We start from the raw sequence: 21,323 nt of genomic DNA on the forward strand, positions 1-21,323 counted from the left end.
TACTTTTAGTCCACCACGTGAACCGGATCTATCGCAATAATTTCACCGCCAATATTATAGTCAAAATATTCCTTCTGAACCTCAACTCCAGCTGCTGTAGCTTCTGCCACCATCGCATTAGCTAAGTCCTCAGTTTCATTATATAAATCTAAACAAAGCTTGTCTATCTCTTTGTTAGCTTCTTCTCTTAAATCAGCAATTTCTTTATCAATTTCAGCTATTTTATCCTGTTGTCCTGCATAATTAGCCTTTTCGCTCTCTAACTCCACTACTTTTTTATCGAACTCTATATTGATTTCTGAACCCTTTACTTGAGCATTATCTATTAAAACTTGTATTTGTTGGTTAGTTTGCTGAATTTTTGCAAGAATGTCTGACTTATCATCAGTTGTTGCTGCAAAAGCATTGTGTCCTAATCCAAAAGAAACTAATAAAAATGTAAATAAGAATGCAATTAATTTTTTCATTTTTCTCCCCCTATAAGCTACTTTCTTTTTGTTCTAAGAGTTTAATATGTCCTTATTAATTTTACTTTATTTTAAAGTATTTAGCAATTTTTACTATGGAAAATATATGATTTAATTTAGTTTATAAACAAGTAATTTATTTGTTGTAATTTGTATTTTATTGGATAAAAATACACTATCCAATACTAATTTGTTGTTTTAAGTATTGATATAGTGTATTTTGAATAACTATTTATTTAAACTACTGTTTTTATAACCATAAACAAAGTATATAATTAATCCTAGTAGTAGCCAAACTACAAATCTTATCCATGTTTGAATTGGCAAGAATGACATAAGATATCCACAGAATATAACTGTTAATATCGGAGTAAATGGTACTCCAGGGCATTTAAACTTTCTTTCTATATCAGGCATAGCTTTTCTTAAAACTACAACCCCAATGGAAACTAGAACGAATGCAAATAAAGTTCCAATGTTACAAAGTTCCATTATAACGCCTAGTGGTAGGAACCCTGCCATAATAGCAGTTATTATGCCTGTTATTACAGTACAAAGGCCTGGTGTTCCAAACTTCTTATTTACCTTTGCAAATCTTTTTGGAAGTAATCCATCTCTAGACATAACCATAAATATTCTTACTTGTCCATATAGTGTTACAAGCAAAGTTGATATCATTCCTATTACAGCTCCAACACCAACTAAAGCTGATCCCCAAGTTATACCTATAGTAGATAATGCACCTGGTAAAGCGTTGTCAATATCTATACTCTTGAATGGTACTATTCCTGTTAATATCAAAGATACTGCGATATATAGAACAATTACCGCTATTAAACATATAGCAAGTCCCATAGGTACATCCTTCTTTGGATTTTTAGTTTCTTCCGCTGCAGTTGATACAGCATCAAATCCTATAAATGCGAAGAATATTATTGATGCTCCTGTCATTATTCCCTTTGTTCCAAAAGGTGCAAAAGGATGATAGTTTGCCACGTTTATATGAGTTATACCTAATACCACAAATACAAGTATTACGAATATTTTAATTCCTACTATTATATTATTTATCTTAGCACTTTCAGAAACACCTATGTATAAAACCCAAGTAATTATAAGAGTTATAATTACTGCAGGTAAATCAACTATACCACCACTTATAGGTGCTGTTGTTAGCGAAGCTGGGATAGCTATACCATAATCCTTTAATATACCAACTAAGGTTCCCGACCAACCTGAGGCAACTGCTGCTGCAGAAACTAGGTATTCTAATATCAAATCCCATCCTATTATCCAAGCTATTATTTCACCGAAGGCAACATAGGAGTATGAATATGTACTACCTGAAACAGGAAACATCGATGCCAATTCGGAATAAGTAAGGGCACATAAAGCACTAACTATAGCTGCAACTATATAAGATATTGTAACAGCTGGTCCAGCAAGCTGAGCACCTTGTCCTGTAGCTACAAATATACCAGTTCCAACTACAGAACCAATACCTAAAGCAGCCAAATCAAAAGCTGTAAGTTTTCTTTTAAGACCACTATGCTCTGTTGCTTCATTAAAATCATTAATTGTTTTACGTCTGAATATGTTCAAGATCATACCCCCATTTATATATTTTACACTCAACAATTTTTTCAAATATGCTATGTTATTTAAGCGCTTTATCAGTATATTAGATTAAAGCACCTCATAAATTATAAATACTATATTATAATTATACAAATGAAAATCACGCCTATTCTTGTCGATTTAAATTCATATTTGTCTGTTAATCCAATTTATGTCTTATTTATTAACTTAGAATTAATGATTCTTAAAATTCCTCTTTTTCTCAATCTTAAAAATTAATTATTTACAGACTGTACTTTTTCTTGTATATCCTTGATTTATTGTGTGTTTTACCATATCAAAGTTAAAACAAAAAAAGGATGATATATAATCATCCTAAAAACTCTAAAATCCTCTGCATCATGCATAAAATTTCACATCTTTGCATATTTGTATTAATTTAATCATCCATTTATCTAATAAAGATTATTTTTTACAAATAGGATATCATCTACAATATATCTATGTTTTACTTTAGACACATCAAATTTAAATAACTTGAAAATAAACTGAACTGCATGACCAACTGAAAATGCCATTATCAACGTTCCAATTCCTACAAATCCGCCTAGCAAGTATCCAACTACAAGCGCGCCTATTTCTATGATGCTTCTTACTACTCTAACTGATTTATTTGTCTTTCTGGTCAATGCTACCATAAGACCATCTCTTGGTCCGGCACCTAACTCTGCACCTATATAAAGGAAGGTAGCTAGTGCTATAACCATAACACCGCAAAACATCATAATAACCGAAACAACAAAGTTTGTGCTGATTGGTATTAATCTATTAAGCATTAGGATATCCATGAACTCTCCTATAAATATCATATTGAATATAGTTCCCCAACCTATTCTCTCACCTAAAATAAAGTTTATCAGTATAATAACAAAACCTACTGATATAGTTGCATGTCCCATAGTAATATTTAAGGTCTTTGATATTCCTTGACCAAAAACATCCCATGGAGATAGTCCAATATTAGAGTTTATAGCCAAGACTAGTCCAAAGGCATATAAAAAAAGCCCGAAGAAAAGCCTAACCATTGTGAATATTATCTTTTTTATCATTGTAAATAGCCCCCAAGTATATAAATGTTATTAATATGTCAATAGTGCTATTTATAACATTGTATATAAATAACACTATATTTTATGTAGAGATATTCTCTTTAAGTTACTTACTCTTATATCAAAGTACATAGAATTATAGTAGCTTGTGCTCTAAATTTGATTGATTTCTTCATTAAATCACCACTTTTATCCTAAGTTTTTATAATGACATTAACTTAAATGACTTTACTTGATATTATATACCACACCAAGTTCATGGAATTATATAAATACATTATAAAGGAAAGCAACTTTTTTCTCAAAACATTTAATATATAGTAAAAAAGAGTGAATCATACTTTCCTTAACAGTAAAAAATGCAAAGGATATATTGTCCCTTGCATTATAATTTTAATATTTAAAAAGGTTTAAAGATTATACCTCTATCTTGTAGCAGTGCTTTTATCTTCATTACTGCCACTTCCACTGAGTCATAACTTTGTATATGAAGATCATATTCAAGATCTGTAGTTACCTCTTCTCCTACCCAAACCTTTATTATTTTATCAGAGTCTACAGCCGTTTCAATTATCTCAATATCATCTCTGCTAAGTTCTACTGCTGTCACAATAGGAATAGCTCCTGAATCAACTAAGATATTTGACACCTCAGATAATCTTCTTAAGTGCTCTTCGTTGTTATCATTTTCTGTATGCTTAATGTCTGCATCCACCCCATATAACACATTACTTATACCTAGGAAATAGACAATTCTACCGTCATTAAACAACTTTCTTTCAAGCTCCTTTGCAATGGACTTCTTGCCTACATCCTTTTGCCCTGTTATACAAATTAAAGCTTGTTTTTGCCCATATTTTTCTGCTCTTTCTTCCTTTGAAATGCTGCTGTTTTCCCACTTGTTGTTTCTAACGATAACCTTGTCTCTTAACCATGCACTGTCATCTTCAAGATCCTTTAGGATTATTCCTCCTCCAGCTATCTCATAGTTATCTACAATTACGAATCTGCTTGTTTGAGCTATTTCATGAGCTAAATCATAGGCTATTGGTTTTTGTGCTCTAAGTATACATTCGGCTACATCATGTCTATCTATAGAATCCTTTACCTCATTTTCTAAATTTGATGCATCTATGACCTTAGTTATTTCTTCAATTCTTACTGGAACTTTTGCTGTACCTACCTTTAAAAGATAATCTTTACCCTTTACCATCGATTGTCTTCCAAGCCAAAATAGGTTAACCTTTATCCTGTTACCAACCTTAGGTTTAGGCTCATTTGCTAAAGTAACCATTTCTCCTCTTTTTACGTATATTTGCTCAGTAAATGTGAATCCTATAGCAGAACCAGCTCCTGCACTTTCTGGTACCTCTGCATTAAAAATTTCAATAGAATTAACCTTATTCTTTTTACCAGAAGGATAGAATACAACTTCATCCCCAACCTTAATGCGTCCTGTCTCAATAGTTCCAGCTACAATTCTTCTATTGTCTCCATCTCCTGTAAACTTATATACAGCCTGTACTGGCATTCTGAAAGGTTTATCATCTGGAAGTTTTTCTTTTTCAAAACCATCTAAAATATCTAACACCGATTGTCCGCTGTACCAAGGTGTCTTTTCAGATGCAGATACTATATTTTCACCGAAAAATCCACTTACTGGTATATAATATCTTGGTTCAACATCTATCTTATTTAAGAATTCTGTATATTCCTTTACTATATTGTTGAAAACTTCTTCACTATAGTCTACAAGATCCATTTTATTGATTAATACAACTACATTTTTTATACCTAACATAGATAACAAGTATCCATGTCTTCTAGAGTTCTCTTGAATCCCCTCATTAGCATCTATTACTAACAAAGCAACCTCTGCTCTTGAAGCTCCTGTTACCATATTCTTCAGGAATTCTATATGTCCTGGTGCATCTATAATTATATAATCTCTCTTATCAGTCTTAAAAAAACATCTTGCTGCATCAATTGTTATACCTTGCTCTTGCTCATCTTTTAACGCATCAAGCAGGAAAGCATATTCAAAAGGCTTTGAATTTCTTCTGCATCTTTCTTTAACCTGTTCAAGCTTTCCTTCTGGCAGTGAATTTGTATCTGCTAAAAGTCTTCCTATAATAGTACTCTTTCCATGATCAACGTGTCCAACAATTACTATATTCATATCTTCTCTGACAAAACTCATTTAATAGCCCCCATTCCTACATATATCCGTTCTTTCTTAATTCTTCTAATCCGCCGCCATCTTCTTTATCCTGAGCTCTTCCTGATCTTTCTGCTATGTTTGCAAACTTTCCAGTCTTAAGCTCTTCAATTATTTCATCAACGTTTTTTGCTGTAGATTCTACAGGAGTAGTACATGGATAGCAGCCTAAAGACCTATATCTCTTACCTTCTCCTTGATCAAAATAAAGTGATACCATTTCAATATTTTCTCTTTTTATATATTCCCATATATCAAGTTCTGTCCAGTCTAATAATGGATGTATCCTTACATGAGTACCTGGAGCAAAATCAGTTTTATATTGATTCCAGAATTCTGGTGGTTGCTCTGCTACATCCCAATCATTATTCTTGTCTCTTGGTGAGAAGTATCTTTCTTTTGATCTACTTCCCTCTTCATCTGCTCTTACCCCAACAATTATTCCAGTAAAAGGTTCTGTATTTTTATCAATCTCATATTTACCAATATCATGATTCATTCTGTATCTTGGCCAACTACCATTAAGGGTATTAGTTAAAGCTTCAGTCTTTAGCCTCTTACAGCACTCTAATCTAGTCACATTACCATCTGGAAAGGTTTCTTTTTTATCAAGAGCTTCTTTATTTTCTCCGTATATCATATCGAGCTTCCACTTTAATGCTAGCCTATCCCTATACTGTATCATTTCAGGTATTTTATAATGTGTATCTACATGCACAAGAGGAATTGGAACATGTCCAAAGAAAGCCTTTCTTGCAAGCCAAAGAAGTACTGTACTGTCTTTACCTATGGACCAAAGCATCCCTAAGTTTTTAAACTCACTGTATGCCTCTCTTAATATATGAATACTTTTATTTTCTAACTTATCTAAATGATTCAATGTAATAACCCCCTAGTCTACTTGTTAAACTTAATACAAAATTTATTAAACTTATTAGCTTTATGTTAGTATTTATTGGATTCTTTTGTGTTTATCCTTACAATATGCTTATTGTCTTCAGTATCTGTGATCTCCCATTGCCAGTACTGCCCATCTCTTTTCACCTGCATTGCTCCTCCAGCTCCTCCAATATCATTTCCTAAGAAATATGTGATTGCAGAACTGCCACATTCTTTTAAGCAAGCTGTACATCCCCAACAGGCATCTTCATATTTTATATAAGCTTTTTTGTCTTCATCTTTATAGATTAAGCTTCCAGGACAAACCTTTATACATTTTCCACATCTTATGCATTTTTCTTTATCAATTCTTATGCTCATATGATTCATCCCTTCCAACTAAATCTCTAAATATAATATCTACTGTGCCGTTTTTATAAATGGAATTTACATACTTCATCCAATGCTTATCATCTCTATTTGGATAATTCTCATTTTCCTGATAACATCTCCATCTAGTTTCTTTTCTTGCTCTTAGATGCTCAATAAGAACTTTAGAAACATATAACCTATCTATTATTTCAAAGATAAACATTAACTGATGTAAGTCTTCAGCTTTAAGTGTGTATGCTAAATTCATTAATTCTTTTATCTTCTCTGCTGCAATGTTTAGTTCATTTTCATTATATATATAGGATTTTGATATACCTCCAGCATACTCATCCATAACAGCTTGCATCATTTCTTCAACTTGTTTTATTTGGTACTTAGAATGTTCATTTTCAAAGAAGCCCTTTATAAAAGCTGTCTTCTCTTCTATAGCTTCACTATCTAATTTATTGGTTGGTCTACCCTCTATATTTTTAATTATAGATTCAGCTGCTATCTCTGCTTCAGCAAAACATCCTGTAACGTATTTCTTTGGACTTCCACCTGCTACATCACCTATAGCATATAGACCTTTCATTGTCGTCTTTCTATCCTTATCTATCCAATAACCGCCTGCAGTATGTCCACCAACTATATAAGGTTCAGTTCCTTCAATCTCTACATTTTCTTTAGATGGACCTGTAGACCTCTCAAGCCATCTTAAGGTTTGAGCTGGCGCCATATTTAAATAAGCCTTAAATAAATCTTTGTCTAATTCTTCCGAGATACCCTCAGTCTTTAAATAGCATGGTCCATTTCCAATCTTATTTTCCATAACAGTTGCATACAGCCTTATATGAGTATTAGGTTTTCCGTACTTTGATACATAACTTTCTCCTAAGGAGTTAATCTGTTCAGCCTTTACCCCTTGTGCTATTGTTCCAGTAGGTGCTATAGTGTCTTTGCATCTTAAAGCTATAAATCTCATTTCAAAAGAAGTCATTTCTGCTCCGGCTTTTATTCCCATCGCATAACCTGAACCAGTATTAAAAGGACTGTACCACATCTTATGGCTCGAGAAACCTGGATTATTAGGCTTATATATTCCAGCGGCACCTCCTGTGGCACATATTACAAACTTTGAATAGATAACATATATAACATCTTCATCTAATGAGAACCCAATAGCCCCAACTACTTCATTCTCTTTAATAAGGTAGTCAACTATATTCACTCTATTTAAAACAGTTATATTAGTTCTTTTATTTACTTCATCAGCTAAAAGAGGTTTAATATTTTCACCATTTATTTTTACGCTTCTCTTACCTCTTTGAATATAGTTACCAGCTTCATCTTTTAATATAGGAAGTCCCATATCTTCAATCTTCTTAGTTACACCATTCAATCTCTTGGCAATACTATAAACTAAGTCTTCTCTTATTACATTTTCTGAATCTCTTTTTACATACTCAACAAAGGATTCAGCAGTCTCACCTTTTCCTATATATGCATTAAGTGCATTAACTCCTGCGGCAAGACATCCGCTTCTCTTTATATTAGCTTTATCAGTAATTATAACTTTTAAATCAGACTTTTCAGTAATGGTTAGAGCACTGAAACATCCTGCAGTTCCCCCTCCGATTACTAATACATCTGTTTCTAATATTTCCTTTCTAAAATCCAATTTATAGCCTCCCTTATTGCCTAAATTTCAGTTTTAAGTCCCCACTTTTGTCTTATGTTTGCCTCAATTCTGCCAAAAACTATTTTATCTAGTAGAAGCCCTAACCCAATTATTACTACCATAACAGCTACTACTTGACTTATATCTCCTACATCTCTTCCTACCATTAACACATAACCTAAGCCTTTTGAAGAAGAAATCATTTCTCCGGCCATTAGAGCTCTCCAAGCAAAGGACCATCCTTGTTTCATTCCAGCAACAATCCCCGGAAGAGCTGCAGGTATAATAACATTAATATATAACTTAAGACCTTTAGCTCCCATAGTCTTTGCAGCTTTTATATAAAGTGGATATACATTATTTATAGCACCTTCAGTAGCTATAGATATTGAAAATATTGAACCCATGGCTATAACAAATATGATGGATTGCTCGCTTATTCCATACCAAAGTATGGCAAAAGGCACCCAACAAATACTTGGTAAAGTCTGCAACCCAAGAATTAAAGCTTTAATATTATCCCCGATATACCTAAAACGGACTATAAAAAGACCTAAGGATAAACCTATAACTACTGATACTAAATAACCTAACAAAAGTCTCCCCATACTTGCCCCAATTGCTATAAATAAAGTATTGTCCTTAACTAGGTTAAATAAGCTTTTAAAAACCTCGAAAGGTGATGGAAAAGTATATGGTTTCCATATAGCAAAAACATCAACTCCAAGCTTATATACCAGTTCCCATATCGCTAGCAGAAGAATATAAAACATTACCTTTTTCAATACTCCAATCATTGTCGTATTCAGCTCTTGCAATCCTCTCAACCTCCTCTCTAAGTTCCTCCATAACCTGTGCTGCTATATATGTTAAATTTACATCTTCAACTTTTCTTGGTCTTGCGAGATCTATATTAAACTCTCTTTTAACTTTTCCTGGATTTGCAGACATAACGAGTACTCTATTACCTAAAAGCACTGCTTCTTCAACACTATGAGTTATAAAAATTATTGTTTTTTTAGTCTCAAGCCAGACCTTTTGAAGTTCTGTCTGAAGTATATTCTTAGTCTGACTATCTAAAGCGGCAAAAGGCTCATCCATAAGTAAAACTTCTGAGTCTAAGGTCAATGCTCTCACAAGAGCTACCCTCTGCCTCATACCTCCTGAAAGCTCATGAACATATGAATTCTGGAACTTAGTTAGATGAACCATTTTGAGGTAATGAAGAGCTCTCTCTCGTCTCTCCTTTTTTGGAACTCCAGCTATCTTCATTCCAAATTCAACATTATCTATTACCTTTAACCATGGAAATAGTGCTGACTCTTGGAACATAACGGCCCTATCTACCCCAACGCCTTTTATCTCATTTCCATTTAAGCTTATCTTTCCTTCAGTAGGACTCTCTAGCCCTGCAATTATATTTAGCAAAGTAGATTTTCCACAACCTGATGGCCCCAATATGCATACAAACTCACCTTTCTTACAAGTGAGGTTAATATTATCTAACGTGTAGGTTTCTTTATGCTTAGATATAAATTTCTTATTTACTCCTTCAATTACGAGACTCAACTACTTTTCCCCCTTCTTATTTTGTTTTAGCTTGCTGGCTTTCCTTAATAACTTTATTTAATGGATCTAAATCATATAAATTAGTTAAATCCGGTTCCTCTCTTATAAATCCAATTTCTTTTGATAAAGCCGCCATCTCTGTAATAGAATCCTGTATAGGGTAATTTGTTATCACTAATCTTTTAAATGCTGTGTCTAGAACATCTTTCTTTAGTGGCTTTTTAGTAAGCTTATCTAACTGTTTGTTTATATCATTCTTAGCTGCCTCTGGATTCGAACTTATATAATCCGTCATCTTCACGTGAGCTTTCAAAAAATTAGAGACCACCTCTGGATGTTCCTTCATAAAATCTTTTCTTACTACTACCACTGCAACCGAGTAATTACCACCTCTCCAAACATCTTTATAATCAAGAATGACTTTGGCTCCAGCTTCTTTTTCTAATCTAGCACCCCAAGGTTCTGGAACTAAAGCTGCATCTATCTTGTGCTGCGTTAAAAGAGTTTTAATTAGAGAGTTCTCTGCCTGTACTACATCAACTGTTCCACCAGCCGTTTTGTCTTTTAATCCATTTTCCTTTAATAGTGCTCTTAATGATAAATCTTGAGTATTACCGAATTGAGGAATTGCGACTTTTTTTCCTGAAAGGTCTTTTACACCTTTTATTGAGGAATCTTTTGCTGCAAGTAAAACTGCTCCTGCACTAGAAGCTCCAGCAATGATTTCAATGGATCCCTTAGAATTTATATATCCGTTTAATGCAGGCCCTGGTCCTATATATCCTATATCTATACTTCCTGCAAGAAGAGCTTGCAGTTCATCTGGACCAGCATTAAATTGTTTCCAGCTAACGCTATATTTATCACCTATAGCCTTCTGAAATTCTCCATTGTTCATTCCTACTAAAGCTTGAGCATGAGTTATATTAGAGAAAAAGCCAATTCTGACTTTAGAAGTGTCTTCGCTTTTTGATGAGCATCCGAAAAGCCCCAATACCATTACAGATGTCATTACAGAAGCAAGGATTTTTTTTATATTCATTTTTAGCCCCCCAAGTACTTTAGCTCGTTATTAGATATCTTCTTTCTTTTAGATAAGCAACTATTTGCTCTACACACTGATCTATAGAAGCTTTATGTGTATAAATTGTGATTTCAGGATTATTAGGTTTCTCATAAGGTGAATCAATTCCTGTAAAATCTTTTATAAGTCCAGTTCTTGCTTTTTTATATAACCCCTTTGGATCTCTATCCTCACAAACTTCTAAATCACAGTCCACAAAGACTTCTATAAACCTATCACCTAGTAATTCTCTTATACTATCCCTATCCTCTCTAAAAGGAGAAACAAAGGTAGCCAAGGTTATAATTCCTGCATCCACAAAGAGCTTGGATACTTCCTTTACTCTTCTTATGTTTTCAATTCTATCTTCTTTAGAAAACCCAAGTCCCGCATTTAATCCATGTCTTAGATTGTCCCCATCTAATAAATAGGTTAAATAAGAATCATTATGCAGCTTTACACTTAATGCGTTTGCAACTGTGGATTTACCAGAACCTGAGAACCCAGTAAACCATAATAATATCCCTTTTTGATTTAATAGCTGTTCCCTATCATCTCTGCTAATACTAGTATTGTGCCAAACTATATTAGCATTATTGTTAATATTCATAGCTAAGCCCCCCCAAATTATTTTTGTTATGAAATTAACATTTACGCTCAGATTAGCCGAGTAAGCCCCAAATAAGTACCGAAAGCAATAAATCATAGAACCTTCTGTAATTTATTAATCTTAATTACCAACTATTCCGATAAGTTTTGTTTTATTAAATTAAGTATATTAGAGGATTTAATTGAAATCAATATATTTTTTGATAATTAATAAACAATTTAACTATTTTTACTGTAAATCAGTTAAAAAATAGGCTATTTAGTTGAAATATCCTTATTTACAGTTAAAACTTGTATACTTTGGTAATCATGCTGCATATTTAAACATAACCTATCTTAATTACTTCGAAAGGAAAAAGTTTATTTTACATTATAACTAAAAGTGATAAAATTATATAATAGGAATTTAAAAGTATAATTTATAGAACAGGGGGCTTTTTAATGTCTAAAGAAGTAAATATCGATTGGAGTACATTGGGGTTTAATTATATCAAAACAGATTTCCGTTATGTTTCTAAGTGGAAAGACGGAAAATGGGATGATGGGGCACTTGTTGAGGATAATATGCTTTCAATAAGCGAAGCTTCAACAGCCTTACATTATGGGCAACAATGCTTTGAGGGATTAAAAGCATATAGAACTAAAGAAGGAAAAATTCAACTTTTCAGACCAGATCAAAATGCAAAAAGAATGGCTGCTAGCTGTAACAGATTATTAATGCCAGAAATATCTGAAGAAAAGTTTATAGATGCTTGTATTCAAGTCGTTAAGGCAAATGAACACTATGTTCCTCCTTATGGTACTGGGGCAACATTATATCTAAGACCTTTCGTAATAGGTGTTGGCAATAACATTGGGGTAAAACCTGCACCTGAATATATATTCTGTGTATTTTGTATACCTGTAGGGGCTTATTTCAAAGGTGGAATAACTCCTGTAAACTTTATAATTTCAGATTATGATAGAGCAGCACCTTACGGTACTGGGGCAGCTAAGGTTGGTGGAAACTATGCTGCAAGTCTACATCCTCATGAACTAGCAGCAAAGGGTGGCTATGCAGATTGTATTTATCTAGATCCAGCAACACACACAAAGATTGAGGAAGTTGGAGCTGCTAACTTCTTTGGTATAACAAAGGATAATAAATTTGTAACACCTGATTCACCATCCATACTTCCTAGCATAACTAAGTATTCCTTGCTTCATATAGCTAAAGAATACTTAGGCCTAGAAGCTGAAGAAAGAGATGTATTTATAGATAATATAGACGAATTCAAAGAAGCAGGGGCTTGTGGAACTGCGGCTGTAATAACACCAATAGGCGGAATATTCTATAAGGATGAACTTCATGTGTTCCATAGCGAAACAGAAGTAGGCCCAATTACAAAAGAACTTTATGATACACTTTCAGGAATTCAATTTGGCGACAAAGAAGCACCTGAAGGATGGGTTGTAGAAGTTAAATAAATCATTTTACTAAGGGAAAGGTTATTATAACTTTCCCTTTTTTCACAAACACTGCTGGTATAAATTTAATGAGAGGTTAATATATGGAAAAAATTAAAATTGATGATTTTACCAAATATACTTTTTTATCTGCAATAAAGCATTCACCTGATGGTAACTATGCTTGTTTTGTAGTACATCAATCAGATCTTGAGGATAACAAATATCTGTCAAACTTATGGGTTCTTGACTTAAAAAACAATTTTAAATACAGACTTACAGCCTTTGATTCTGAAAAGAGCTTTTTATGGCTTGATTCTGAGAATATAATCTTCCCTTCTCAAAGAGATTCTAAAGATAAAGAAAAACTTAATGGCGGAGAAGAATTTACTCAATATTATAAAATTAACATTCATGGAGGAGAAGCTGTTAAACTATTTACTATTCCTAAGTCTGTAAACTCCATAAAACAAATTAACAAGACACTGTACGTATTTACTTCAGACTATAATCCTAATAAAACTGATTTAAGTTATTTAAGTTCTGACGAAAAACAAGAAGAATTAATTAGAAGAAAAGAAGAAGAAGATTATGAAATACTTGAAGAAATACCCTTTTGGCTAAATGGTGGTGGCTTTACAAGAAATCAAAGAACAAGACTATATTTATTTGATGCCGAAACACAAAAAATTGAAACTATTACAGACCAAGATACAAATGTTGATTTCTTTGATTTAGACATAAGTAAAAGCAAAATTGTAATACTAAGTTACCGCTTTAAAGATAAAATGCCTCTTACAAATGAAATATCAATATATGACTTAAAAGAGAAAGCGCTCACTTTATTGCCTCAGCCATTACCGATGAGCAATAGATTTGCAAGCTTTATATCTGCTAAAAAACTTATAGTGGCAGCAACAGATATGTGCGGATACGGTATTAATGAAAACTCAAAGTTCTATGCCATTGACTTAGACACCTTTGAACAAAAATGTATTACACCTGACTTTGATAAAGCTTTAGATAACTCTGTAGGTTCAGACTGCAGATATGCTGGTTCAATAACAATGCAAATTGAAGGAGAACATTTATATTTTATAACAACTGAAAATGATAGTTCTTTATTAAACAAGGTAGATGTAAATGGAAATATAGAAACTTTAACTTATGGAAATGGAACTGTAGATGGCATAAGTATAAGTAAAAATAGTGTATTATTCATAGGAATGACTACTGATTCTCTTCAAGAAATTTATACTATAGCTAATAATGCTACTGAAAAATTAACTACCTTTAATGATTGGGTTAAATCAGAAAAGTTTATCTCTTCTCCAGAGACAGTAAGTATTGAAACTGATTCAGGTGTAATAATAGACGGCTGGGTTATTAAGCCTGTAGATTTTGATGAAACCAAAAAATATCCTGCAATATTAGATATACATGGCGGTCCTAAGACAGTATACGGAACAGTTTTCTTCCATGAAATGCAGTACTGGGCTAGTGAAGGCTATGCAGTATTTTTCTGTAACCCTAGAGGAAGCGATGGAAAAGGCAATGCATTTGCTGATATTAGAGGAAAGTACGGAACAATAGATTATGAAGATATCATAAAATTCACTGATGAGGTGTTAAAAAGATATCCTTTTATAGATTCGTCAAGAGTTGGTGTAACCGGAGGTTCTTATGGTGGATTTATGACCAACTGGATAATAGGTCACACTGATAGATTTAGTGCTGCTGCCTCTCAAAGAAGCATCTCAAATTGGACTTCTTTTTTTGGCACTACAGATATAGGTTATTTTTTTGGACCTGATCAAACTGCAGCAACACCATGGAGCAATTATGAAAAAGTATGGTTTCACTCCCCACTAAAATATGCAGATAAAGTAAAAACACCAACGCTATTCCTACATTCTAACGAAGATTATAGATGTTGGATTCCTGAAGCACTTCAAATGTTTACCTCATTAAAATACCACGGAGTAGAAACAAGACTTTGTATGTTTAAGGGAGAAAATCATGAATTGAGTAGAAGCGGCAAACCTAAACATAGGGTTAGAAGACTTGCAGAAATAACGCAATGGTTCGATAAATATCTAAAAAAGAACTAAAATCACTATTTTCACGATTATCTGACAAATCAATACACAAATTCCCTTTCCTATTTATATACTATACTATAGAATAATCTATCCAAACATCTAAATATATAAAGTACCTTTTATGTATTTAGATCATTATATTTTTAAGGAAGGGATTTTTGATATGTCAATTTATGACGATTTTAATAGATATGACTTTTGTCCAAATGATCCTGGTTATCCAGATGGTCATCATCATAAAGATCACTATACTCCTTGTCCTACTCTTAGCCGTATTCGTAGAGTAAATACTAGAACCTTAGGTGGGGGGATAATACCATTCGCATCAGATGCTTATACACCAATTATTCTTACTACCCTAGCAGGTGCTCTATTTAGTAACGCTACATTAGTAGCTTTCGGGACTTCCGTTTCCGGATTTCCTCTTTCAAATAACGGTACAACATTAACTATACCTGCTGTTACGGGTAATGATGCTTTTTCAATGCCTCGCTCAGGAGTAATTACTTCTATAGCTGCGAATTTTACAGTTACAACTGCAGTAACTCTTACAACCCCAGTAACCATTGTAGCTCAATTATTTAGAGCAAATTCTTCCACATTTACAGCTATTCCAGGAGCTTCAGTTAACTTAGGTCTGTTACAAGGTTCTTTATCAGTTGGAGATTCAGTCAGCGGAATAGCTAACTTTGCTGCACCAGTGGATGCTGGTACACGTGTTATGATGGTATTTTATGCAACAAATCCTACTGGAGTTGCAAGTACTATTAGGGGATATGCTAATGCAGGTACTGAAATAAAATAAATCAATTTATCACAATGATATAATGACTCGTTCATTGGAATCGTATCCCCAAAAATATAATTTTCTATGAAAACTTATATTAAGACAGACTTAACTTGTTTAAATGTTACCTTTTAATTAATAAGGAGACTCTGAATAACCAGAGCCTCCTTCTGTATTGATGTTATAGAACTTCAATAACATTGTACCTATCTTCTTCTAGCAAAATCTACAAATCTAAATCTATCTGGCCTATGTCTAGATTCTGTATACTGAAATAAACTAGTATCTTCTAGATAGACGTAATTTTTAACAACAACTATCATATTGAAGTTTTCAAAATCTAAAACTTCTTTATCTTCTTCTGTAGCCTGCTGAACTGTAAATTCCTTCTTAGCATAACTAATCTTTAGACCTAAAGTATTTTCTAGATATTCATATATGGAATTCTCGCAAGTTTCCTTTGTTAAGTCAGGAACAAATCTTTTATTAAAATAATCTTTATCTAGAATGATCTTTTTGCCACCTATCTCTCTAACTCTTACTACCTTCCAAGCTTCATCATCCTCTGATAATTCCAGCTGTTTCATTATAAACTTGTCTCCACTTATAAGTTCTAACTCTTTTAATATAGTATTAGAGCCACTTCCCATCTTTCCTGCAAGCTCTTTGAAGCTAGTTAGTCCCGACATAGGAAAATCAAACTTATTTACATCAAGAACGAAGGAGCCTTTTCCTTTTATCTTTTGTATGCAGCCATTTGTCTCTAACAGAGCAAGAGCTTTTCTTATAGTATCTCTTGATACATTATAAGCTTCCATAAGTTCGCTTTCAGAAGGAAGTTTTGAGTTAGGTTCCATCTTGCCAACTTCTATTTTATTAACTATATCATTATATATAGCTAGGTATTTACTATCCATATTATATCACCGTAAATATTTTAGCATTTATATATATAAGTTTCAACAAATATACTTTTTCATAAATAATATAATGATTTTTAGATGTTAAATTTAATAACAGTATTGGCTATTTGTATCTTTATCCGTTTAAATAATACACTATAGACTCATATGGTCTTAACTTAATATGATTTCTTAACTCTTGTGAATCTTCGTAATTAGATAGTAATATAGTAGATTTCTTATCATCTATTCTATATTCACTAGGTATATCAACTAAGGTTTCATGTCCATAAAAGTTATTCATAACAATGAGCCTTTTGTTTTCATATTCTCTGACATAGGCGAAAACTGATTGATGCTTTTCTAACATCGGTATATACCTTCCGTAAGATATAACATCATATTCTTTTCTTAAAGATATCAATTTCTTGTAGTGATAAAAGATAGAATCATTTTCTTTTAATGAATTTTCAACATTTATCCTATTATAGTTATCACTTAAAGATATCCAAGGATCTCCTGTAGTAAACCCACTATTTTCACTACAATCCCACTGCATAGGAGTTCTTGAATTATCTCTAGATTTACATTTAAGTATATTTAATATTTCCTCTTCACATTTTCCACTATTTTTAAGTATGTTGTAATAATTTATTGATTCAATGTCTTCATAGTACTTTATATCATTAAAATGAGGATTGGTCATTCCAAGCTCTTCCCCTTGATATATATAAGGTGTACCTCTTAGCATATGAATAGCTGTAGCAAGCATCTTGGCAGATTGTTTATGATATTTTTCTTCGTTGCCAAAACGGCTAACTATTCGTGGCTGATCATGGTTGCACCAAAACACAGCACTCCATCCATTATTTCTTTCCATACCTAATTGCCAACTATTAAAAATATCTTTCAACTTTAAAAAATCAAAATCCATCAAAGTCCACTTATTACCATCCTTGTAATCAACCTTTAAGTGATGAAAATTAAAAACCATTGACAGTTCCTTTTCTTCTGGATTTGAATAACTTATACAGTTATCAATATCAGTTGAAGACATCTCTCCTACAGTCAATATGTTACCTTTAGTAGCAAAGGTTTTATTATTTAATTCTTTTAAATATTCATGTATTCTTGGTCCATCAGTATAAAACCTTCTGCCATCCCCTTCAAAATCATCTTCGTATATATCCGGCTTAGAAATCAGGTTTATTACGTCTAATCTAAATCCACTTACCCCTTTGTCCATCCAAAACTTTACTACTTTATATATCTCATCTCTTACATGAGGATTTTCCCAATTTAAGTCAGCTTGAGTTTCATCAAATAGATGTAAATAATATTCATCATTTACCTTCTTCCAGGCACTTCCCCCAAACTTAGACTTCCAGTTAGTAGGTTCATAGCCATCTTCTGTTTCCTTAAAAATATAATAATCTTTATATTTCTCCTCATTCTTTAGAGCCTTTTTGAACCATTCATGTTCAGTGGAAGTATGGTTAAATACCATGTCTAGCATCACACCAATATCTCTATTGGAGCATTCTTCAACCAACTTTTCAAAATCCTTCATTGTTCCGAATCTTTTATCTACACTACAATAATCAGCAACATCATATCCATTATCCTTCTGTGGAGAAACATAAAATGGAGTAAGCCATATATAATCTATACCTAACAATTGTAAATAATCAAGTTTCTCTATTACTCCGCCTAAATCACCTAAGCCATCTCCATTAGAATCCTTAAAGGATTTAGGATATATTTGATAAATTACGCTTTTTTTAAAGTCTTTCATATAATCTGCTCCTTTAAAATAAGTGTTAAAGAGGAAGGAGTTTCCCCCTGCCTCTCTTCTCACTTTAATTTCAAATTCTATTAACCATTTAAACTTGCTTTATCTCTTACTGCTTTTCTCTTTGAAAGCGCTATTGTTAGTACAAATGGTACTGCTATTGCCACAACCATACATAAAGCGAAAGTAAGCATGTATTGTGGTTTTATTGATAAAATCCCTGGAAGTCCTCCTACTCCAATTGAGTTAGCCATGACTCCTGATCCAACAGAGATAACTGCTGCAATTGCAGACCCAGTCATAGCTGCTAAGAATGGATATATATACTTTAGATTAATACCAAACATTGCTGGTTCAGTTACCCCTAAGTAACATGATATACATGCTGGTATAGATACTTGCTTTTCTTCTTCATCATGTCTGTTTATGAAAATCATAGCTAATACTGCTGATCCTTGAGCTATGTTGGACAAAGCTATCATTGGCCACAAGTTTGTACCACCTAATTGACCCATAAGTTGTAAATCTATAGCATTTGTCATATGATGTAAACCTGTAATTACTAAAGGAGCATAAGCAAAACCAAATACTGCTGCAAATAACCATCCAAAAGAAGAAGTTAAAGCATTATATACTACATATGATATGCCTGAACCAATCTTCCAACCAATTGGACCTAAAACTGTATGAGCTATTAATACAGTTGGTACAAGTGATAAAAACGGAACTACTATCATTGATATATATTCAGGAATAACTTTACGAATATTTTTCTCTAATATTGCAAGTAAAAATCCTGCAAGTATTGCTGGTATTACTTGAGCTTGATAACCAATCATTTGAACCTTAGCAAATCCAAAGTTCCAAACTGGAATTTCCTTAGCTCCTGCCACTGCATAAGCATTTAATAATTGAGGAGACACTAAAGTAATACCTAATATAATACCCAATATTTGAGTTGTGCCCATTTTCTTAGATATAGACCATGTTATTCCTACAGGCAAGAAGTGGAATATAGCTTCGCCTATAAGCCATAAGAATGAATGCACGCCTGCCCAAAATTGTGATACTTCTATTATTGTCTTAGTTCCTCCATCAAGGAGCTTGATATCTCCTATTACATTACGGAAACCTAAAATCAAACCACCTACTACTAATGCTGGTATAAGTGGTGTAAATATTTCCGCAAGGTTTGCTAGTAATCTTTGCATAAAGTTCATATTTCCCTTAGCTGCTACTTTTGCTTGCTCTTTACTTACTCCATCTATGCCTGCTACCTCAACAAAATCATTGTAAAACATAGATACTTCATTACCTATGATAACTTGAAATTGACCTGCTTGAGTGAAAGTTCCCTTTACGCTCTTTAAACCTTCAATCTTCTTCAAATCCGCATTTTTAGGCTCAGCTAATACAAATCTCATACGAGTAGCACAATGTGTTACAGCTGATATATTTTCTTTTCCACCTACATATTCTAATAAAAGTTTTGCATCATTAGAAAACTTAGCCATAAAATAATCCCCCCGACATCTTAATATAAATAAGTTTATGTTTAAAAATTAATTTAGTAAATGATTACATAGACTTCAAATAAAAAATTCGTTCAATAATTCCTTTTTAAAACAAGAAAACATTTTCATTTATCGCAACCTATACGTACAAGTTTGTCTATGTTTTAATTATATGCTGTACGTACAGGTTCGTCAATATATATTTTTTATATTTCTCAATTTATTTTCCTTAACCAAATATCATTTTTATACGTGTTGAATAATTAGTTGCATCAGACTTAACCACAATCCTATTGCTTCTTTTATAAAACACTAAATATTTTGTAATATATTCAAACGACATTTGTATACCTTTTAATTAATATTTAGTAACAATTTGTTCAAAATCATCACATCAAATTGACACAATAATAAAATATAATTTCTTTAGACAAGCAGTTTATATAAAAATATTCAAGTTAAAAATAATAGAAAATTAAGGAGTGAAAGCATGATAAAAAACATATTATCTAAAAAACTTGTGATGGTAGTTTCAGCTTTAAGTATCACAGGATTGTTACTTACAGGATGTAGTAGCTCTAATAAAAATACACAAGCTAATGCAGCTACTCAAAATCAACAAGGGCAACAAGGACAACAAAACGGAAAGAATTGGGCAGCAAATTCAGAAGAAAGAAAGAAACAAATGGAGGATAGTGTAAACTCACTTGTATCCGATGGAACTATTACTAAGGATCAAGGAACTAAAGTTTTAGAGGCATTGACCTCATTTACGCAAAGACCAAATGGGCAACAGAATAATAACAATAATAATAATAATAATGGTAATAGCCAAGGTAGCGCTAACAACAATACACAAAATAATAATCAACAAAACCAAAACAATCAAAATGGTCAACAAGCACCAAATAATCAAAACGGACAGAATAAAGGGAATAGAGGCAACTTCAACGCACTTAATCAACTAGTTTCCAATGGTACAATAACACAAGCACAAGCTGATAAGATTATGGAAAAAGTAAGAGCAAATATGCCTCAAAGACAAAATAATAACAACAGCAATGGTGCTACAAATAACAATAATAGTACTAATAATAACTCGAACAATAATACAAGCAATAACAGTACAGGCTCATAATATAATTGTTTAATAATTCTTAAAGAGAATTACAGAAAAATAGTGCAGATAATCTCACCTATTCTGAGATTATCCACACTATTTTTTATTTTTATCC

General features: G+C 32.7%; 18 protein-coding genes. 4 read left to right on the top strand and 14 right to left on the bottom strand.

The window, feature by feature from the left end:
- Positions 1 to 5: 5 nt before the first annotated feature.
- From bsdtw1_RS20970 to cysC, 11 genes are all read right to left on the bottom strand, one after another.
- Positions 6 to 467 (bottom strand): hypothetical protein, encoded by a 462-nt coding sequence (locus bsdtw1_RS20970; protein WP_183279436.1) that lies wholly within the window; start codon positions 465 to 467, stop codon positions 6 to 8.
- A 228-nt stretch (positions 468 to 695) separates the two neighbouring features.
- The gene (locus bsdtw1_RS20975; protein WP_183279437.1) at positions 696 to 2,069 is read right to left on the bottom strand and encodes an APC family permease; all 1,374 of its coding nucleotides are present in this window, start codon (positions 2,067 to 2,069) and stop codon (positions 696 to 698) included.
- 431 nt (positions 2,070 to 2,500) lie between these two features.
- Positions 2,501 to 3,154, bottom strand: a complete 654-nt coding sequence (locus tag bsdtw1_RS20980) for a YczE/YyaS/YitT family protein (protein WP_183279438.1) — start codon at positions 3,152 to 3,154, stop codon at positions 2,501 to 2,503.
- Positions 3,155 to 3,554: 400 nt separating this feature from the next.
- Complete coding sequence (locus bsdtw1_RS20985) at positions 3,555 to 5,354, bottom strand: GTP-binding protein (protein WP_183279439.1); 1,800 nt, start codon at positions 5,352 to 5,354, stop codon at positions 3,555 to 3,557.
- 16 nt (positions 5,355 to 5,370) lie between these two features.
- On the bottom strand, positions 5,371 to 6,252 hold the full coding sequence (cysD, locus tag bsdtw1_RS20990) for a sulfate adenylyltransferase subunit CysD (RefSeq protein WP_183279440.1): 882 nt from the start codon (positions 6,250 to 6,252) through the stop codon (positions 5,371 to 5,373).
- A 65-nt stretch (positions 6,253 to 6,317) separates the two neighbouring features.
- On the bottom strand, positions 6,318 to 6,632 hold the full coding sequence (locus bsdtw1_RS20995) for a 4Fe-4S dicluster domain-containing protein (RefSeq protein WP_183279441.1): 315 nt from the start codon (positions 6,630 to 6,632) through the stop codon (positions 6,318 to 6,320).
- Positions 6,616 to 8,304, bottom strand: a complete 1,689-nt coding sequence (locus tag bsdtw1_RS21000) for an adenylyl-sulfate reductase subunit alpha (RefSeq protein ID WP_183279442.1) — start codon at positions 8,302 to 8,304, stop codon at positions 6,616 to 6,618. The genes bsdtw1_RS20995 and bsdtw1_RS21000 overlap by 17 nt, the downstream gene beginning before the upstream one ends.
- 20 nt (positions 8,305 to 8,324) lie before the next feature.
- Positions 8,325 to 9,077: an ABC transporter permease gene (locus bsdtw1_RS21005; protein WP_183279443.1), complete on the bottom strand. Its 753-nt coding sequence runs from the start codon at positions 9,075 to 9,077 to the stop codon at positions 8,325 to 8,327.
- Positions 9,034 to 9,873, bottom strand: coding sequence for an ABC transporter ATP-binding protein (locus tag bsdtw1_RS21010; RefSeq protein ID WP_183279444.1), 840 nt, complete (start codon positions 9,871 to 9,873; stop codon positions 9,034 to 9,036). Before bsdtw1_RS21010 ends, bsdtw1_RS21005 begins: the two co-directional genes overlap by 44 nt.
- A gap of 16 nt (positions 9,874 to 9,889) precedes the next feature.
- Positions 9,890 to 10,915, bottom strand: coding sequence for an aliphatic sulfonate ABC transporter substrate-binding protein (locus tag bsdtw1_RS21015; protein WP_183279445.1), 1,026 nt, complete (start codon positions 10,913 to 10,915; stop codon positions 9,890 to 9,892).
- A 19-nt stretch (positions 10,916 to 10,934) separates the two neighbouring features.
- Positions 10,935 to 11,546, bottom strand: coding sequence for an adenylyl-sulfate kinase (gene cysC, locus bsdtw1_RS21020; RefSeq protein ID WP_183279446.1), 612 nt, complete (start codon positions 11,544 to 11,546; stop codon positions 10,935 to 10,937).
- 440 nt (positions 11,547 to 11,986) lie between these two features.
- Here cysC and bsdtw1_RS21025 point away from each other — a divergent pair, with 440 nt between their 5' ends.
- The 3 genes from bsdtw1_RS21025 to bsdtw1_RS21035 all read left to right on the top strand — a co-directional run bounded on the left by bsdtw1_RS21025 (position 11,987) and on the right by bsdtw1_RS21035 (position 15,898).
- The gene (locus tag bsdtw1_RS21025; protein ID WP_183279447.1) at positions 11,987 to 13,012 is read left to right on the top strand and encodes a branched-chain amino acid aminotransferase; all 1,026 of its coding nucleotides are present in this window, start codon (positions 11,987 to 11,989) and stop codon (positions 13,010 to 13,012) included.
- Positions 13,013 to 13,095: 83 nt separating this feature from the next.
- Positions 13,096 to 15,102: an alpha/beta hydrolase family protein gene (locus bsdtw1_RS21030; RefSeq protein WP_183279448.1), complete on the top strand. Its 2,007-nt coding sequence runs from the start codon at positions 13,096 to 13,098 to the stop codon at positions 15,100 to 15,102.
- Between the two features lie 154 nt (positions 15,103 to 15,256).
- Entirely contained in the window at positions 15,257 to 15,898 is a 642-nt protein-coding gene (locus tag bsdtw1_RS21035) for an exosporium glycoprotein BclB-related protein (protein ID WP_183279449.1), read from the top strand.
- A 188-nt stretch (positions 15,899 to 16,086) separates the two neighbouring features.
- Here the strand turns inward: bsdtw1_RS21035 and treR are convergent, their stop codons facing one another.
- From treR to treP, 3 genes are all read right to left on the bottom strand, one after another.
- Positions 16,087 to 16,797, bottom strand: coding sequence for a trehalose operon repressor (gene treR / locus bsdtw1_RS21040; RefSeq protein ID WP_183279450.1), 711 nt, complete (start codon positions 16,795 to 16,797; stop codon positions 16,087 to 16,089).
- A gap of 121 nt (positions 16,798 to 16,918) precedes the next feature.
- Positions 16,919 to 18,577, bottom strand: a complete 1,659-nt coding sequence (treC, locus tag bsdtw1_RS21045; RefSeq protein WP_183279451.1) for an alpha,alpha-phosphotrehalase — start codon at positions 18,575 to 18,577, stop codon at positions 16,919 to 16,921.
- 80 nt (positions 18,578 to 18,657) lie between these two features.
- Positions 18,658 to 20,088, bottom strand: a complete 1,431-nt coding sequence (gene treP, locus bsdtw1_RS21050) for a PTS system trehalose-specific EIIBC component (protein WP_183279452.1) — start codon at positions 20,086 to 20,088, stop codon at positions 18,658 to 18,660.
- Positions 20,089 to 20,578: 490 nt separating this feature from the next.
- Between treP and bsdtw1_RS21055 the strand changes: the two genes are divergently transcribed.
- Positions 20,579 to 21,226, top strand: a complete 648-nt coding sequence (locus bsdtw1_RS21055; protein WP_183279453.1) for a hypothetical protein — start codon at positions 20,579 to 20,581, stop codon at positions 21,224 to 21,226.
- Positions 21,227 to 21,323 lie beyond the last annotated feature (97 nt).

The organism is Clostridium fungisolvens, assembly GCF_014193895.1.
Classification (GTDB): domain Bacteria; phylum Bacillota; class Clostridia; order Clostridiales; family Clostridiaceae; genus Clostridium_AR; species Clostridium_AR fungisolvens.